Raw genomic sequence first — 17415 nt, 5'->3', positions numbered from 1 at the left:
TTCTTCGACCGTAGTGCAAATCCCGTCGAACTGGACAGGGGACGTCCGGAGCCGGTTTGGTGCGTACCTCCATGACCTGCGGGAACACCGCGCCTCCAGGGCATATGTCACATCCTGGGGGCGCTTCGGTCTCGCCGCCGTATACCCGGTGCCCGGCGGCCTCCGCGCGCCGCCTCGCCGGGCCCGGGGCGGTCGCCGGGCGGAGCGCCGGGACCGCTGCCGGAACGCGCCTCCGCGGTCCCGGCGGCGGTCCGCCGCACCCGGCTCAGGCGAGCCGCTCCAGCACCATGGCCATGCCCTGACCGCCGCCCACGCACATGGTCTCCAGGCCGAACTGCTTGTCGTGCCACTGGAGCGAGTTGAGCAGCGTGGTGGTGATGCGGGCTCCGGTCATCCCGAACGGGTGGCCCACGGCGATGGCACCGCCGTTGACGTTGAGCTTGTCCAGGTCGATGCCGAGGTCCTGGTAGGAGGGGATCACCTGGGCCGCGAACGCCTCGTTGATCTCCACCAGGTCGATGTCGCCGACCGACATCCCGGCGCGGGCCAGCGCCTGCTTGCTGGCCTCGACGGGTCCGTAGCCCATGATCTCGGGCGAGAGACCGGACACCCCCGTGGAGACGATCCGGGCCAGCGGCGTCAGACCCAGCTCGCGCGCCTTGGTGTCGGACATCACGACGAGGGCGGCGGCGCCGTCGTTGAGCGGGCAGCAGTTGCCCGCGGTGATCAGGCCGTCGGGGCGGAAGACGGGCTTGAGTCCCTCGACGCCCTCCAGCGTGACGCCCGCGCGCGGTCCGTCGTCCTTGCTGACGACCGTGCCGTCCGGGGTGGTCACGGGAGTGATCTCGCGCTCCCAGAAGCCGTCCGCGAGAGCCTTCTCGGCGAGGTTCTGCGAGCGTACGCCGAACTCGTCCATCTCACGCCGGGTGATGCCCTTGTGGCGGGCCAGGTTCTCCGCGGTCTGGCCCATGGCCATGTAGACGTCCGGGACGCCGGCCTCCGCGCGCGGGTCGGTCCAGCCCTCGCCGCCCTGCTCCGCGCGGGCCGCGGTGCGGGCCTCGGCCTCGGCGAAGAGCGGGTTGTGGGTGTCGGGCATCCCGTCCGAGGAGCCCTTGACCGAGCGGGAGACCGCCTCGACGCCCGCCGAGATGAACACGTCGCCCTCGCCCGCCTTGATCGCGTGCAGCGCCATCCGGGTCGTCTGCAGGGACGAGGAGCAGTAGCGCGTGATGGTGCAGCCCGGCAGGTGGTCCATGCCCAGCTGCACGGCGACGACGCGCCCGAGGTTGTGGCCCTGCTCGCCTCCGGGCAGTCCGCAGCCCAGCATCAGGTCGTCGATGTCCGTCGGGTCCAGTTCCGGGACCTTGGCCAGTGCCGTCCTGACGATCTCGGCGGTCAGGTCGTCCGGGCGGATGTCCTTGAGGGAGCCCTTGAAGGCGCGGCCGATGGGGGAGCGGGCGGCGGAGACGATCACTGCTTCGGGCATCAGGGGCTCCAGAGAGGGTCGGCGAGTGGCTACGCAGCGGAAGCTACCCGCCCGTAGGGTGAGGGTCACGGTCCCGGGGATGTGATGCGGGCCTCTTCTAAGCGTTCGCTTTTTCGGTCTCGCGGTCAAGGCGTCGCAGCCGGTCCCGCTCCCGGTCCCGCTCCCGTCCCGCTCCCGGTCCCGTGCTCCTCGCGGCTGCCGCAGTGCCGCCGCGGCGTCCGGATGGCCCGCGGCCTCGCCCCGCCCCGCTCCCGGTCCGCCCGGGCCCCGGTCCCGCCCCGCTCCTGCTCGGCCCGGGCGCCGGTGCCCCCGTCGGCCCGGCCCGGGCCCCGTGCGGTCCCGGTGCCGGCCGCCGACCGGGTCAGCGGTTCTCGGCGACGTCCTCGGCGACGTCCTCGGCACGGTCCCCGGTGTACCTGGGGCCGGCCTCCTCGGCGGTCGGCAGCCGGCGCCGGCGGCGGTGCTTGAGGAGCGCCCACGGGCCGCGCATCCCGGCGACCTCCGTACCGCCCTCGGCCGCCGCCTCCGCGGCGGCCCGCGCCACCGGGAGGATGCCCTCGCGCCGCCGCGCGTCCGGCCGCTCGTCCTCCGTCGGCCACAGGCCCAGCGCCGCGCACAGCGACGGCAGTACGGCCATCGCCGCCGTGGCGTACCCCTCGGCCGAGGGGTGGTAGTTGTCGGGTCCGAACAGTTCGCGCGGGTTCGCGGAGAACTCCGGGCCGAGCAGGTCGCCCAACGAGACCGTACGGCCGCCCTCCTCGACCACGGCGATGGTCTGGGCCGCGGCGAGCTGGCGCGAGAGCCGCCGGGCGATCCAGCGCAGCGGCTGCCCGACCGGCTCGACACTGCCCAGGTCGGGGCAGGTGCCCACGACCACCTCGCAGCCCGCCGTCCGCAGTCGCGCCACCGCGTCCGACAGATGGCGGACCGAGCGTGCCGGGGACATCCGGTGGGTCACGTCGTTGGCGCCGACCATGATCACGCACACGTCCGGCGCCTCGGCCAGGTCCCGTTCGCTCAGCAGCAGCGTGATCTGCCGCTCCAGATCGTCGGACATGGCACCGGAGAGGGCCACGTTGCGCAGTTCGACGGGGCGTTCGGCGACCGCCGCGAGCGCCGAGGCGAGCAGCGCCCCGGGCGTCTGGCGGGGCCGGTGCACGCCCTGGCCCGCCGCGGTGGAGTCGCCGAGGAAGGCGAGGCGCAGCGGCTGGCCGTCGTAGAGCCTGCCGAAGGCGCTGCCGTACGGTCCGTCGGCCTTGGGCGGCTCGTCGTCGGAGCCGCCGATATGGTGTTTCGCCAGTTGGAGTTCGGTGAAGAGCAGCCCGACCGCCGCTCCACCGACCAGGCCGAGTCCGCCGCCTCCATAGGCGGCCGCGGTCGCGATTCGCCGGGCCACTCTCGCGCTCGACGCCTTCGACATCGGCATTGTCCTCTTCCGCCTCCCGAGTTCCCGATCATGGGCTCATGTAGTGGTGCGTCCGTTCGTGAGGGAGCGGGCGCCTGATCCTGTGCGTTCGGGGGCTGTTGTGCGCCGGTGTGCGCGCTGTCGTCCGAACGCCGGGGGTCCGCGACCTCCAAGACTGTGTTGCCCCGTGCGGCCCGCCCTGCAACGCACCTGGGGTGTGCACGTGTTGCCCCATAAGGTGTCCGCACGGGCTCGCGACCCCGCGGCCCTGCGACCACGACTACGCGCGGAGACCACGGTGCAGTATCACGAGTCGATGATCGAGCTTGTCGGCAACACCCCGCTGCTCAAGCTCAACAGTGTCACGGACGGTATCCAGGCCACCGTCCTTGCCAAGGTCGAGTACTTCAATCCAGGCGGTTCCGTGAAGGACCGGATCGCGCTGCGCATGATCGAGGCGGCAGAGCAGTCCGGCGAGCTCCGGCCCGGCGGGGTGATCGTGGAGCCCACCTCGGGCAACACCGGTGTCGGACTGGCCATCGTGGCGCAGCAGAAGGGGTACCGGTGCCTCTTCGTCTGCCCCGACAAGGTCTCCATGGACAAGATCAATGTGCTGCGGGCCTACGGGGCCGAGGTCGTGGTCTGCCCCACGGCCGTCGATCCCGAACATCCCGACTCTTACTACAACGTTTCCGACAGGCTCGTGCGCGAAACCCCGGGCGCCTGGAAGCCCGACCAGTACAGCAACCCCAACAACCCCCGCTCGCACCACGAGACGACGGGTCCCGAGCTGTGGGAGCAGACCGACGGCCGGATCACCCACTTCGTGGCCGGCATCGGCACCGGCGGCACCATCAGCGGCACCGGCCGCTATCTGAAGGAAGTCAGCGACGGCCGGGTGCGGATCGTGGGCGCCGACCCCGAGGGCTCCGTCTACTCCGGCGGTTCGGGCCGTCCCTACCTCGTCGAGGGCGTGGGCGAGGACTTCTGGCCGGACGCCTACGACCGCGGCGTCACCGACGAGATCGTGGCCGTCTCGGACAAGGACTCCTTCCAGATGACGCGGCGGCTGGCCAAGGAGGAGGGACTGCTGGTCGGCGGTTCCTGCGGGATGGCCGTGGTCGGCGCGCTGGAGGTGGCCAAGCGACTCGGTCCGGACGCGGTGGTGGTCGTGCTGCTGCCGGACGGCGGGCGCGGCTATCTGAGCAAGATCTTCAACGATGAGTGGATGAACGACTACGGCTTCCTGGAGGAGGGCGGCAACACCGGCGCCCGGGTCGGCGAGGTGCTGCGCTTCAAGGAGGGCCCGATCCCCTCGCTGGTGCACATGCACCCGGAGGAGAAGGTGGGCGAGGCCATCGAGGTGCTGCGCGAGTACGGCGTCTCGCAGATGCCCGTGGTCAAGCGCGGCGCCGGGCACCCGGACGTGATGGCGGCCGAGGTGATCGGGTCCGTCGTCGAACGCGAGCTGCTCGACGCGCTGTTCGCACAGCGCGCCTCCCTCGGGGACCCGCTGGAGAAGCACATGAGTGCGCCCCTGCCGCACGTGGGCGCCGGGGAGAGCGTGGCCGACCTGATGGCCGTACTGGAGGGCGCCGACGCGGCGGTCGTCCTCGCGGAGGGCAAGCCGAGCGGCGTCGTGAGTCGGCAGGACCTGCTCGCCTTCCTCGCGCACGAGGGCCGCTGAGGACGGACGCCGGACGCCGGACGTCGGACGCCGGACGTCGGCGCGTGGCCGTGGGCTGCTGAGGACCCGGACGGGTGTGCGTGGGCGCCGAGCCTCCGGTGCCCGACGGCGGTCCGCCCGTCCGGCCGCCCCGTCCGGCCGCCCCGCCCGTCCGGCCCCGGGCGGCCGGGGCGGAGCCGCCGCCGTCGGCGGGACCCTGCCGCGGGCGGGTCCCGCAGTCCGCGGAGCCGCCGTCGCCCGCGGGCGGCGTCCGGCCCCGGGCCGGTACGGGCTCAGTCGAGGTCGGAGGCGTGGGCGCTGCCGCCGCGGGAGAACCAGGAGCGGCTGGCCTGCAGGCCGTTCACCGCGACGATGCCCGCCCAGCAGGTGACCAGGCCGGTCAGGCCGGCGTTGGCCACCGCGATGGCCGAGAGCGGGATCGCCAGCACCAGGGAGGCCACCGCCAGGCCCAGCCGGGCGCCGAGCCCGTCCGGCAGGCCGGAGGCGGGCCGCGGCTGCGGCGCGGCGCCGACGCCGTTGCCCCGGGCGGCGACCATCTGCTCCTCCGCCATCCGGCGCCGCACCCGCTTGTCGACCACGGTGTCGAGTCGTTGCTCCACCTTTTCGAGGAACGAGTCGAGCAGTTCGTTCTCGTACTCGGGGCCCAGTTCCCGGCGCGTCTGCAACGTCGCGTCGAGTTCTTTCCTCAGCTCATGGTCGGCTCCGCTCATGTCCGCCAGCCTACGGGCGCCGCGGGCGCCTGGCAGTGGTGCTAGCCCCCTTCGCGGCGGGGGCGCCCCCGGTTCGCGGGCCGTTCCCCTCCCGGTACCCCGGACCCCTCCGGCGCCCGCCGCGGCTGCGCCTTGCCCGGGACGACCGTTGCTGCATAGGGTTATGCAAGGGAGGAGTGGGCTGAATGAGAGGTGCGGGATGGGCAGCGCGAGCGCGCGGTTGCTGAAGCTCTTCGAAGGGCACCGGCTGACCCCGACCCAGCGCCGTATCGCGCACTGCATGGTCCGCAGGGCGGGCGACGCCCCGTTCCTCTCCAGCGTCGAACTCGCCGAGCTGGCCGGAGTCAGCCAGCCCTCCGTCACCCGGTTCGCGGTGGCGCTCGGCTTCGACGGCTACCCGGCGCTCCGCCGCCACCTGCGCGAGAGCGAGCCGCCCGCGGAAGGCGAGTCCGCCGCCGAGGGCGAGGGCTCCACCGGGCCCAGCGAGTACCAGCAGGCCGTACACGCCGAGATCGAGAACCTGCGGCATCTGGCCGCGCTGCTGGAGGACCCGGCGCCGGTCGAGCGCGCCGGTGAGCTGCTGGCCGCCTCCCGCCCGCTGCCCGTGCTCGGACTCCGGGCCGCGGCCGCACAGGCGACCGGCTTCGCGTACTTCGCGGCCAAGGTCCACCCCGATGTCCGGCTGCTCACCGAGGGCGGCTCCATGCTCCTGGACCGCATCGACGGCTGCGTACGCGCCGGAGCCCGGACGCTGCTGTGCTTCGCGCTGCCCCGCCACCCGCGCGAGACCGTGGAGGCGCTGGAGAGCGCGCGGGAGGCGGGACTGTCGGTCGTCACCGTCGCCGACAGCGCCTTCGCGCCGGTCGCCCACCCCGAGGATCTGCTGCTGCCCGCGCCCGTCGGTACGGGTCTGGCCTTCGACACGGCGTGCGCACCCATGCTGCTGGGCCGGGTGCTGCTGGAGGCCATGTGCGACGGGCTGCCGGACGCGCAGGCACGCCTCGAGGAGTTCGACACCCGAGCCGGAGAGCGCGGCCTGTTCGCCGAGTGAGCCGGTGCCGGCCACGGGCCGCCGCCTCGGGACCGTCGTCCACCGTCCACCGGCCACGGTCCACCGTCACGGTCCGGCGGCCACCGGCCCACCATCACGGTCCGTCGTCCCCCGTTCGCCGGTCCGAGGACGCCTTCGCCGGGGTGTGCCCCACCGCCCGGCCGGGGCACACACCCGTCGACGCAGGGCACGCCCCCGGCCGTCCGGGATCGCCCGAGCCACCCGGGATCACCCGGGGTCGCGCCCGAGGAAGGCCAGCAGCCGGTCACCTGGCGGGGCGCCGGGGGCCAGGCGCACCTCCGGCCCGAACAGCGGTCGCCGGGCCTCCGCGTGCGGCACCAGATGCCGGGCCACCGGCAGCAGCCGGGCCGCCAGCGGCGCGGGAACGGGGCATGCGGTCCGGCCGGTGGCGCGGGCGATGTCCCAGCCGTGCACCGCGATCTCCACCGCGCCCGTCAGCGCCAGGGCGGTCGCCGTCAGCGGTGCGCCGGCCACCGCGACCGGCCGGTGCCGCGGACCGTCCCGGGTCCAGATGCCCAGCAGCCGCGCGGCCCGCAGCCGGAAGGCCGCCGCGGGATCCGCCTCGCCCGCGCCGTCACCCGCCGGACCCGCCGGACTCGCCGGGTCGCCTGTGCAGCTCCCGGGCTTCGGGTACAGCGCGACGGCACCTTCCGTGAGGCCCTCGTGCAGTGCTCGCAGCGAGTCGTCCGCGTGCGCCATCAGTCTGCCCAGGTCCCAGTGCGCGCAGGGGGTCGGCCGATCCAGCAGAGCGGGGGTCACCGGCTGCGCGGTGCCCAGCGCATAGCCGAGGGCCCGCCGCAGCAGCTCCGCCGCCCGCGGCGTTGTGCCGCCCGTCCCGTTCCCGCTCGTCTCCACCACGGATCCGCCTCCCGGTGCCGTACGCCGGGCGCGTCGCCCCGGCGTTCCCGGGAGGACGGACCGGGCACGGAGCGCGAACTCATCGCCGCACCCGGCCGCCTGCCGCCCGGCTCCCGCGGACCGGACACGCGGACCTCCCGCGGGGCGGCACCCACCGCGGCGGGGAACGCGGCCGGACCGGTCCGCATGTGTCTGCGATAGGTTCTTTCGCGGGACTCTTCCGGAACGGCTGAACCCGTGCGATCCCAGTACCAGCGGGGTCATCGTCAGCCCCGCACAGAACCAGGACCGCTCGTGGACAGATTCGCCGCCCTGCAGCAGGCGCTGCGCTCCGCACCGCCGCACGCGCTCGCCCGGGTCGTCGCCGAGGAGCTGCGCGACCGGTACGGCGCAGGACGCGTCGAGCTCCGCATGATCGACTACGGCATGAAGTCGCTGCAGCCGGTCGACGGCCACGCCGCCGAGACCGGGCCGGTGTCCGTGCACGACAGCCCGCAGGGCCGGGCGTTCGGCTCCCAGGAGCCCTTCACGGTCCAGCAGCCCGACGGTGGAGCCGTCGTCCATCTGCCCGTCACCCTCCGCGGCGACCGGCTGGGCACGCTCTCGGTCGAGCTGCCGCCCCCGGCCGATCCCGGCGGGCTGCTGCCCGCGCTGCGGCAGGTGTGCGAGGCGCTGGGCCACGAGATCCTGGTCGCCGAGCGGGACACGGACGTCTTCCTGCTCGCCCGCCGGGCCTCCCGGCTGACCCTGGCGGCGGAGATGCAGTGGCAGCTGCTGCCCGGCCGCACCTGCGTCCGCGACGAGTTCGAGGTCGGCGCCCATCTGGAGCCCGCGTACGCGATCCGCGGCGACAGCTTCGACTGGGAGGCGTCGGAGCGGTATCTGACCCTCGCCGTCACCAACGGCATGGGCGAGGGCATAGAGGCGGCGCTGCTGACCAACCTCGCCACCAACGCGCTGCGCAACGCGCGCCGGGCCGGACTGGATCTGGCGGGGCAGGCGACACTGGCCGACCAGGCCGTCTACGCGCAGTACCGGGGCGCGGCCTACGTGTCCGTGCTGCTGCTGCGGTTCGAGCTGGCGACCGGCCGGGTGGCGGTCGTGGACGCGGGCTCCCCGCGGCTGTGGCGGATACGGGGCCGTGACGTGGTGGCGGTCCCCTTCGACCACCAGTTGCCGCTGGGCATGTTCGAGGACACGGTCTATGCGGAGGAGTCCTTCACGGTGCGGCCCGGCGACCGCCTGCTGATCGGCAGCGACGGCGTCTACGACACGCCCTCGGGTCCGGCGGAGGAGGCGCCGCCGGACCGGAGCGAGAAGTACGGCGAGCGCGCACTCGCCCGCTCGCTGCCGGGGCACCGGCTGCTGCCCGCCGGTCTGGTCCCCGCCGCGGTCCTCCGGGAACTGGCGACATACCGCGCCGAGGCACCGCTCCAGGACGACGCACTGGTGATGTGCGTCGACTGGCACGGCACCCCGGGGAAGGCGGGCTGAGGGCGTCCCGCGCCGCCGCGTGCGGCGGGCCGGGCCGGGGTGCTCGGGCCTTGACCCGCCCCGTGTTCAGGCGCCCGGGCCGACCGGGGCGGTGCGCTCTCGTCCGGTCCGCGGACCGGACGGGGAGGCCGCGGTCGCGGCACGCCGGAAGCCGCTCGGGTTGACGCCCCGGGTGCGTTTGAACGCAGCGCTGAAGCCGAACGGGTCGGCGTAGCCGACACTGCGGGCGACGTCCGCCACGGTCGCGGCCTCCTGCTCGACCAGGAGGTCGGCGGCGAGAGCCATCCGCCAGTGGGTGAGGTAGGTCAGCGGCGGTTCGCCGACCAGGTCGGCGAACCGCTTGGCCAGCGTCGAGCGCGACACACCGGTGCGCTCGGCCAGCCCGGCGACCGTCCACGGTGCCGCCGGGTCGGCGTGCAGCAGGCGCAGCGCGTCGCCGACCACCGGGTCCCGTTGGGCGGCCCACCAGGCCGGGGGCTCGCCGCCGGGCCGGTCGAACCATTCGCGCAGCGTGCAGACCAGCATCCAGTCCAGCAGCCGGTCGAGTACGACCTGTTGGCCCGGCGTGTCGACGGCGGTCTCCGCGGCGAGGTGGTCCAGCACGGCGTCGGCCGTGCCCCCGGCACCCACGCGCAGCGCGGCGGGCAGCGCGTCCAGGAGGCGGCGGCTGATCTCGCCGCGCACGGGATAGGCGCCGACGATCAGGGTCGTCGCACCGCGACCGCCGTCCCCGCCCTCCCGGGCGTCCTCGCCGTGGTCGGTCCAGCCGCGCCGGTGCCGGGTCCCGCCCTGCTCGGGTGTCGCGCAGTGCTCCCCGCACGCGAGCGGTTCGGCACGGGTGCCGACCTCGTCGACGAAGGTGAACGTCGCGGGGCCGCGCACGACGATCGTCTCGCGGGCGCGGAGCGGCTCGGGCGGAGAGTGCTCCGGCACGATCCAGCCGCCGCCCGTCAGGACGGTGCACAGGGTCAGCGGCGCGCCGTCCACGAAGTGCAGCGCCCACGGTGGGGACAGGGTCGAGCTGCCGAACAGCGAGCCGTGTGCCCGCACGCCTCGGATCAGGTCACTGAACGCGTCCACTTCGCCAAGGCTAGCCGCCTGGACGAATACGCAGGCGATCCGGCTTTCCACCCATGGGTTCGTCCGAGCCGGTCGTGTTCACTCGGTGCCGTGGGCCGGTGGGCACATGACACCGGAACCGTTCCCCGCACCGATCGGAAGGGCCGTGATGAGCATCGACGCCAGTTCGCTGACCGCCCAGGACCTCGACTTCCTCCGGCGCCCCCTGCACGGATTCCTGTCCGTGGCCGCGGGGCCGCTGCCGCCGCAGCCCCGGCCGGTGTGGTTCGAGGCGACCGGGGAGGGGACGATCCAGCTGTTCACCGCACCGGACTCGCTCAAGGTGCGCCGTCTGCGCCGCGATCCCCGCGCCTCACTCGTCGTCGCGGCGCCGGTGGGGGAGCGGGAGCGCTGGCTGTCGGTCACCGGCCGCACCACGGTGGAACCCGACGGGGCGCACGACCTGTGCGGCCGTCTGGCCGCCCGCTACTGGGACCTCGACGACCCGGTCCGTGCCGACCAGCTCGCCGCGATCCTGGCAGCGGACCAGACCCGTGTCGTCCTCCACCCGGAGACGGTGCGGCGTTTCGTGCACTGACCCGCGGCGGCGAGCCGTGCGACGGCGCCGCCGGTCGGCGGCGCCGCACCTCGGGCCCTCGGAATCCGGAGCCCGGAGCCCGGAGCCCGGGGATGCCGCGGGTGCGGGCTCAGCCGAGCATCTTGATCAGTTCGGCGGCCACCGGACCGGCCGACGCGGGGTTCTGGCCGGTCACCAGGTTGTGGTCGACCACCACGTGCGGGGCCCACGGCTCGCCCGCGTCGAAGTGCGCCCCGGCCTCGACGAGCCGGTCCTGGAGCAGCCACTTGGCCTTGTCGGCCAGTCCCGTCATGCGCTCCTCCGCGTTGGTGAAGCCGGTGAGCCGGTAGCCGTGCACGGCGTTGGCGCCCTCCTGGGTGTGGGCGGCCAACAGTGCGGCGGGGCCGTGGCAGACCACGCCGAGCGGCCTGCCGGAGGCCAGGGTGCGCACCAGCAGGGTGCCGGAGTCGGAGTCGGTCGCCAGGTCCTCCATCGGGCCGTGCCCGCCCGGGTAGAAGACGGCGTCGAATCCGGCCGGGCCGCCGGCGCTGTCGATCCGCACGTCCTCGATGCTCAGCGGGTGGCCCAGCGCGGTGAAGGACTCCAGTCCGGCCGCGACCCGGTCGGCGTTGTCCTGTCCGCCGTTCGCGTCGGCGGACAGGCTGGCCTCGTCGACGGCGGGCACGACTCCGCCGGGGGTGGCGACGACGACCTCGTGGCCCACCGCGGTGAACGCCTCGTAGGGGGCGACGGCCTCGTCCGCCCAGAAGCCGGTGGGGTGCTGGGTGCCGTCGGCGAGCGTCCAGTGCCGGGCGCCGGTCAGCACGAAAAGGATCTGCGTCATGTCGTTCTCCGGGGGCTGCGGGGGAGGGCTACTGGACGACCGTAGGCCGCGCCGGGCCGCCATGGCCGCTGACGCCACCGGGCGAGCCCGTCCCGTCCCCTGGCCGCCGCAGTCCGCCGGTCCGGCGCGGTCCGGTCGCCGCGGTCCGCGGGTGGCCGGGGGCGTGGCGGACTCCCGGGTGGCCGCACGGACCCGTTGACTAGAACTATTCAATGCGTATCGTTGGTGAATAGATTCGATACGCGACCACTGAGTGCGCGTACGCCCCCGGAGTGCGCGGCACGCCCGGCGCGCGCGTACGCCGCGAGTCGAGGAGGCAGGGCCACATGACCAGCACCGCAGGACCGCGCCCGGTCAGGGCACCACGCGGCAGCGAGCTGAGCGCGCTCGGATGGCAGCAGGAGGCCGCGCTGCGGATGCTGCAGAACAACCTCGACCCCGAGGTCGCCGAGCACCCCGACGAACTCGTCGTCTACGGCGGCACCGGCAAGGCCGCCCGCGACTGGACGTCCTTCGACGCGATGCTGCGCACCCTGCGCACCCTCCGCGGCGACGAGACGATGCTCGTCCAGTCCGGGCGCCCCGTCGGGGTGCTGACCACCCACGAGTGGGCGCCGCGGGTGCTGATCGCCAACTCCAACCTGGTCGGCGACTGGGCCAACTGGGAGGAGTTCCGGCGGCTGGAGCAGCTCGGTCTGACCATGTACGGCCAGATGACCGCCGGTTCGTGGATCTACATCGGCACCCAGGGCATCCTCCAGGGCACCTACGAGACGTTCGCGGCGGTCGCGGCGAAGAAATTCGGCGGCACCCTCGCCGGAACGATCACCCTGACCGCCGGGCTCGGCGGGATGGGCGGCGCCCAGCCGCTCGCCGTCACCATGAACGACGGTGTCGCGGTGGTGGTCGAGTGCGACCCCTCGCGGATCGCCCGCCGCATCGAACACGGCTACCTCGACGTCCGGGCCGAGAACGCCGCGGACGCGCTGCGGCTCGCCGTCGAGGCCCGGGACGCGCGCCGCCCGCTCTCCATCGGCCTGCTCGGCAACGCCGCCGAGGTGCTGCCCCGGATGCTGGCCGACGGCGCGCCGATCGACATCGTCACCGACCAGACCTCCGCGCACGACCCGCTCGCCTATCTGCCCGCCGGTGTCGACTTCGCCGACATGGCCGCCTACGCCGCCGAGAAGCCCGCCGACTTCACCCTCCGGGCACGCGAGTCGATGGCCGCGCACGTGGCGGCGATGGTCGGCTTCCAGGACGCGGGCGCCGAGGTCTTCGACTACGGCAACTCCCTGCGCGGCGAGGCCCGGCTCGCCGGGTACGCACGCGCGTTCGACTTTCCCGGCTTCGTCCCCGCCTACATCCGGCCCCTCTTCTGCGAGGGCAAGGGCCCCTTCCGCTGGGCCGCCCTCTCCGGCGACCCCGCCGACATCGCCGCCACCGACCGCGCCCTGCTCGACCTCTTCCCGGAGAACGACTCGCTCGCCCGCTGGCTGAAACTGGCCGGTGAGCGCGTGCACTACCAGGGGCTCCCGGCGCGGATCTGCTGGCTCGGCTACGGCGAGCGGGCCGCGGCCGGCGAGCGGTTCAACGACATGGTCGCCGCCGGGGAACTGGCGGCGCCGCTCGTACTCGGCCGCGACCACCTGGACTGCGGCTCGGTGGCCTCGCCGTACCGCGAGACCGAGGCCATGCGGGACGGCTCCGACGCCATCGCCGACTGGCCCATGCTCAACGCCATGCTCAACGTCGCCTCCGGCGCCACCTGGGTCTCCCTGCACCACGGGGGCGGGGTCGGCATGGGCCGCTCGCTGCACGCCGGCCAGGTCACCGTCGCCGACGGCACGGCCCTCGCGGGCGAGAAGCTGCGCCGGGTGCTGACCAACGACCCCGGCACGGGCGTGATCCGGCACGTGGACGCCGGGTACCCGGAGGCGGAGGCCGTCGCCGCGGAGCGCGGCGTGCGGGTCCCGATGCGCGAGGGGGACGCCTGATGGGAGCCGACGAGGGGGCTGCCGGGTCCGCGGGAGCCGTCGGGGCCGCGCCGGGTCCGGTGCCGCACCCGGCGGGGGACGGCGGTCCGCCGCCCTCGTTCCGGCAGATGTGGCGGGAACTGCTGCCGCTGGGGCGGTCGGCGGCGGGCGGGTACCGCCGCTTCGCGTGGACGGGGCCCGACCTGGAGTGCCGGGAGTGGTTCCGGGAGCAGGCCGCGGTCCGGGGGCTGGCCTACGAGGTCGACCGGAACGGCAACCAGTGGGCCTGGGCCGGGCCCGATCCCGAGGCGGCCGGCGCCGGGTCCGGGGGCGGCTCCGCGGGTGACGCGGTGGTGACCGGGTCGCACCTGGACTCCGTCCCCGACGGCGGCGCCTTCGACGGCCCGCTTGGTGTGCTGTCGGCCCTCGCCGCACACGACGAGCTCCGGGCCCGGGGCACGGCCTTCACCCGGCCGCTGGCCATCGTCAACTTCGCCGACGAGGAAGGGGCCCGCTTCGGACTGGCCTGCGTGGGCTCCCGCCTGGCGAGCGGCGCGCTGTCCCGGCAGGGTGCGCATGCGCTGCGGGACGCCGACGGGGTGACGCTCGCCCAGGCCATGGAGGCGGCCGGGCAGGACCCCGGGACGCTCGGCCCCGACCCCGAGCGCCTGGCGCGGATCGGCGCGTTCGTCGAACTGCACATCGAGCAGGGCCGGGCGCTGGCCGAGACCGCGCACCCGGTGGCCGTCGCGTCGGCGATCTGGCCGCACGGCCGCTGGCGGTTCGACTTCCGGGGCGAGGCCAACCACGCGGGCACCACCCGGCTGGAGGACCGCCGGGATCCGATGCTCACCTACGCCAACACCGTGCTGGCGGCCCGCAAGAAGGCGCGGCTGGCGGGCGCGCTGGCCACCTTCGGCCGGGTGGCCGTGGAGCCGAACGGGGTGAACGCCATCCCGTCCCGGGTCAGCGGCTGGCTCGACGCGCGGGCCCCGGACGCGGGAACGCTGGAGAGCGTCGTCGCCGAGATCGAACGCGCCGCCGGGGAGCGGGGCGGGCGGGACGGCGTGCACGTCGAGGTCACCGGGGAGTCCGCGACGCCGCTGGTCGAGTTCGACCACGCGCTGCGCGACCGGGTCCGGGCCCTGCTCGGCGGCGAGGTGCCGGTGCTGCCCACCGGGGCCGGACACGACGCGGGTATTTTGTCCGCTTCGGTGCCCACGGCCATGCTGTATGTCCGCAACCCGACCGGTGTCTCGCACTCGCCCGCCGAGTTCGCGGAGGAGGACGACTGCGCGGCGGGCGTGACCGCGCTCGCCGACGTACTGGAAGGTCTGCTGTGACGACCGAGACGCGGACGCCCCCGACCGGGCGGCGAACGGCGCCGACCGGCGCGCAAGACCCCGGGAACGGGCCGGCCGGGAACGGGACCGCAGGGCGGGGACCGGCCGGGCCGGGAGCCCCCGCCGCGGGGAAGACCGAGGCCGGGGCGACCGCCTCGCGCAGGACCGCGGCGACGCCGGCCGCGGCGGCCGGGCCGCACCCCGGGGCGACCGGCCCCGACCCCGGCGGCGCCCCCGCCGCGAAGGTCTACTGGTGCGAGAACGCCTGGCTCAACGGCACCGTCGAGCCGCACGTCGTCCTGGAGGTGACCGCGCAGGGCCGGTTCGGCGCCGTCCGCACCGGCGTCCCGGCGCCGCCGCCCGGAGCCGTCGTGCTGCGCGGACTGACCCTGCCCGGACTGGCGAACGCCCACTCGCACGCGTTCCACCGCGCCCTGCGCGGCACCGTCCAGGTCGGCTCGGGCACCTTCTGGACGTGGCGCGACACCATGTACCGGACGGCGGCGCTGCTCACCCCGGACAGCTACTACACGCTGGCCCGGGCCGTGTACGCCGAGATGGCGCTGGCCGGGATCACCTGCGTGGGAGAGTTCCACTACCTGCACCACGCGCCGGGCGGCGCACGCTACGACGACCCCAACGCCATGAGCCACGCGCTGGTCGCGGCCGCGGCCGACGCGGGCATCCGCATCACCCTGCTGGACACCGCCTACCTCGCCGCCGGAATCGGCAAGGACGGCCGCGGCGAACCGCCCACCCGGCAGCAGCAGCGCTTCAGCGACGGCAGCGCGGAGGCGTGGGCCGAACGCGCCGCCGCCTTCACCCCGCAGGGCGACCACGCGCGCGTCGGTGCCGCGGTGCACTCCGTGCGTGCCGTGCCCGCCCGGGAGCTGCACACCGTCGCCGAGTGGGCCCGGCAGCGGGACGCGCCGCTGCACGTCCACCTGTCCGAGCAGGTCGCGGAGAACGAGGCGTGCCGCGGCGCCCACGGCCGCACCCCGGCCGCGCTGCTCGACGAGCACGGGGTGCTGGGCGCGCGGACCACCGCCGTGCACGCCACCCATCTGACGCCGGACGACATCCGGCTGCTCGGCGGCTCGGGCACCGGTGTGTGCATGTGCCCGACCACCGAACGCGACCTCGCCGACGGCATCGGACCGGCCCCCGCCCTCGAACGCGCCGGGTGCGCGCTGTCGCTGGGCAGCGACAGCCACGCCGTGATCGACCTGTTCGAGGAGGCCCGCGCGCTGGAGCTCGACGAGCGGCTCGCCAGCCGCACCCGCGGCCACTGGACGGCGGGCCAACTGCTGCGGGCCGCCGCCGCGGGCGGGCACACCGCCCTCGGCCGGCCGGCGGCGGGCCGGCTGGAGACCGGGGCGCCGGCCGACTTCACCACCGTCGCGCTCGACTCGGTGCGCACCGCCGGGCCGGTGGCACGGCTGGCCGCCGAGACGACCGTGTTCGCCGCCACCTCCGCCGACGTCCGCCACACGGTCGTCGGCGGCAGGGAGGTGGTGCGGGACGGCGCGCACACCCTCCTGGACTCCGTACCCCAGGCCCTCGCCCGGGCCGTCGCCGCACTCCGCCCCTGACCGCCGCACTCCGCCCGCGACAGCCGCGCCGCGGCCCGACCCGTGCCCGTGCCTCCCGCGACGAAGGACCGACCCCCATGAGCCGACCGCCTGCCACCTTCACCCTCACCAACCTCGCCGGCCTCGTCACCAACGACCCCGCACAGGGCGACGGAAGCCCGCTCGGGCTGATCGAGAACGCGGCCCTGGTCGTCGAGGACGGCCACATCGCCTGGGTGGGACCCACCGGCGAGGCCCCCGCCGCCGACGAGACCGTGGACGCCGGCGGCCGGGCCGCCGTCCCCGGATTCGTCGACAGCCACTCCCACCTGCTCTACGCGGGCGACCGCACCCAGGAGTTCAACGCCCGCATGTCGGGCCGCCCCTACACCGCCGGCGGCATCCGCACCACCGTGCAGGCGACCCGCGAGGCATCCGACGCCGAACTGGCGGCCACCCTGGGGGCGCATCTGGCGGAGATGGCCGCCCAGGGCACGACGACCGTCGAGACGAAGTCCGGATACGGGCTGACGGCCCAGCACGAGGCCCGTGCGCTGCGGGTGGCGGCCGAGGCCGGGGTCGAGGAGGTCACCTACCTCGGCGCCCACATCGTCCCGCCGGAGTACGCGGCCGACCCCGACGCCTACACCGCGCTCGTGGCCGGGGAGATGCTCGACGCGTGCGCCCCCCACGCGCGCTGGGTGGACGTCTTCTGCGAGCAGGGCGCCTTCGACGAGGACCAGTCGCGCGCCATCCTCACCGCGGGCCGGGCCAAGGGGCTGGTGCCCCGGGTGCACGCCAACCAGCTGACGCACGGCCCCGGGGTGCGGCTCGCCGTCGAGCTGGAGGCCGCCTCCGCCGACCACTGCACCCACCTGGACGGCGCGGACATCGACGCGCTGGCCCAGGGCAGCACGGTCGCCACACTGCTGCCGGGGTGCGAGTTCTCCACCCGCGCCGTCTACCCGGACGCGCGCCGGCTGCTGGACGCGGGCGTCACCGTCGCGCTGTCCACCGACTGCAACCCCGGCTCCTCGTACACCTCCTCGATGCCGTTCTGCATCGCGGTGGCGGTGCGGGAGATGAACATGACGCCCGACGAAGCCCTCTGGTCGGCGACGGCGGGCGGCGCCCGCGCCCTGCGCCGCACCGACGTCGGACGGCTGTCCCCCGGGGCCCGCGCCGACCTCGCCCTGCTCGACGCCCCCTCGCACGTCCACCTCTCCTACCGGCCGGGGGTCCCCCTCGTCTCCGACGTCTGGCGGCGCGGCGTGCGCGTGCGCGGGAACCGGTAGGTACCCGGCGCCGGCACCTGAGTATCCGCACTCATGTC

14 protein-coding genes are annotated in these 17415 nt (G+C 74.8%); 8 read left to right on the top strand and 6 right to left on the bottom strand.

The annotated features are described in order from the left end of the window. Nucleotides 1–265: 265 nt before the first annotated feature. Both A949_RS0115520 and A949_RS33570 read right to left on the bottom strand, forming a co-directional pair. Nucleotides 266–1486, bottom strand: a complete 1221-nt coding sequence (locus A949_RS0115520; RefSeq protein WP_019356937.1) for an acetyl-CoA C-acetyltransferase — start codon at nt 1484–1486, stop codon at nt 266–268. Between the two features lie 361 nt (nt 1487–1847). After that, nucleotides 1848–2912 (bottom strand): SGNH/GDSL hydrolase family protein, encoded by a 1065-nt coding sequence (locus A949_RS33570; protein ID WP_051019505.1) that lies wholly within the window; start codon nt 2910–2912, stop codon nt 1848–1850. 277 nt (nt 2913–3189) lie between these two features. On the opposite strand from A949_RS33570, the gene A949_RS0115510 reads away from it, so the two are divergent. Further along, nucleotides 3190–4578 (top strand): cystathionine beta-synthase, encoded by a 1389-nt coding sequence (locus A949_RS0115510; RefSeq protein ID WP_019356935.1) that lies wholly within the window; start codon nt 3190–3192, stop codon nt 4576–4578. A gap of 272 nt (nt 4579–4850) precedes the next feature. Here A949_RS0115510 and A949_RS33565 read toward each other — a convergent pair whose 3' ends face one another. Further along, nucleotides 4851–5288, bottom strand: a complete 438-nt coding sequence (locus A949_RS33565) for a hypothetical protein (protein ID WP_051019504.1) — start codon at nt 5286–5288, stop codon at nt 4851–4853. A 199-nt stretch (nt 5289–5487) separates the two neighbouring features. Between A949_RS33565 and A949_RS0115500 the strand changes: the two genes are divergently transcribed. Then, complete coding sequence (locus A949_RS0115500) at nt 5488–6339, top strand: MurR/RpiR family transcriptional regulator (RefSeq protein ID WP_019356933.1); 852 nt, start codon at nt 5488–5490, stop codon at nt 6337–6339. 228 nt (nt 6340–6567) lie between these two features. Here the strand turns inward: A949_RS0115500 and A949_RS33560 are convergent, their stop codons facing one another. Further along, nucleotides 6568–7218, bottom strand: coding sequence for a TIGR03086 family metal-binding protein (locus A949_RS33560; RefSeq protein WP_019356932.1), 651 nt, complete (start codon nt 7216–7218; stop codon nt 6568–6570). 294 nt (nt 7219–7512) lie between these two features. Between A949_RS33560 and A949_RS0115490 the strand changes: the two genes are divergently transcribed. Then, nucleotides 7513–8712 (top strand): PP2C family protein-serine/threonine phosphatase, encoded by a 1200-nt coding sequence (locus A949_RS0115490; protein ID WP_019356931.1) that lies wholly within the window; start codon nt 7513–7515, stop codon nt 8710–8712. Between the two features lie 66 nt (nt 8713–8778). On the opposite strand, the gene A949_RS33555 is transcribed toward A949_RS0115490, so the two are convergent. After that, the gene (locus A949_RS33555) at nt 8779–9792 is read right to left on the bottom strand and encodes an AraC family transcriptional regulator (RefSeq protein ID WP_019356930.1); all 1014 of its coding nucleotides are present in this window, start codon (nt 9790–9792) and stop codon (nt 8779–8781) included. Between the two features lie 148 nt (nt 9793–9940). On the opposite strand from A949_RS33555, the gene A949_RS0115480 reads away from it, so the two are divergent. After that, on the top strand, nt 9941–10369 hold the full coding sequence (locus tag A949_RS0115480) for a pyridoxamine 5'-phosphate oxidase family protein (protein ID WP_026004680.1): 429 nt from the start codon (nt 9941–9943) through the stop codon (nt 10367–10369). Nucleotides 10370–10478: 109 nt separating this feature from the next. Here the strand turns inward: A949_RS0115480 and A949_RS0115475 are convergent, their stop codons facing one another. Then, complete coding sequence (locus tag A949_RS0115475) at nt 10479–11192, bottom strand: type 1 glutamine amidotransferase domain-containing protein (RefSeq protein WP_019356928.1); 714 nt, start codon at nt 11190–11192, stop codon at nt 10479–10481. A 326-nt stretch (nt 11193–11518) separates the two neighbouring features. Here A949_RS0115475 and hutU point away from each other — a divergent pair, with 326 nt between their 5' ends. The 4 genes from hutU (at nt 11519) to hutI (ending at nt 17377) form a co-directional block, all read left to right on the top strand. Continuing rightward, nucleotides 11519–13189: a urocanate hydratase gene (gene hutU / locus A949_RS0115470; RefSeq protein ID WP_019356927.1), complete on the top strand. Its 1671-nt coding sequence runs from the start codon at nt 11519–11521 to the stop codon at nt 13187–13189. After that, complete coding sequence (locus A949_RS0115465; RefSeq protein WP_019356926.1) at nt 13189–14511, top strand: allantoate amidohydrolase; 1323 nt, start codon at nt 13189–13191, stop codon at nt 14509–14511. The genes hutU and A949_RS0115465 overlap by 1 nt, the downstream gene beginning before the upstream one ends. Continuing rightward, a complete protein-coding gene (locus A949_RS0115460; RefSeq protein WP_019356925.1) occupies nt 14508–16103 on the top strand; it encodes a formimidoylglutamate deiminase in 1596 nt (531 codons plus the stop codon). Before A949_RS0115465 ends, A949_RS0115460 begins: the two co-directional genes overlap by 4 nt. A 77-nt stretch (nt 16104–16180) precedes the next feature. Next, complete coding sequence (hutI, locus tag A949_RS0115455; RefSeq protein ID WP_019356924.1) at nt 16181–17377, top strand: imidazolonepropionase; 1197 nt, start codon at nt 16181–16183, stop codon at nt 17375–17377. The last annotated feature ends 38 nt before the right edge of the window (nt 17378–17415 follow it).

The organism is Streptomyces sp. AA1529 (assembly GCF_000280905.1).
Lineage (GTDB): Bacteria > Actinomycetota > Actinomycetes > Streptomycetales > Streptomycetaceae > Streptomyces.
This window is presented reverse-complemented; position numbering and strand designations above follow the sequence as displayed.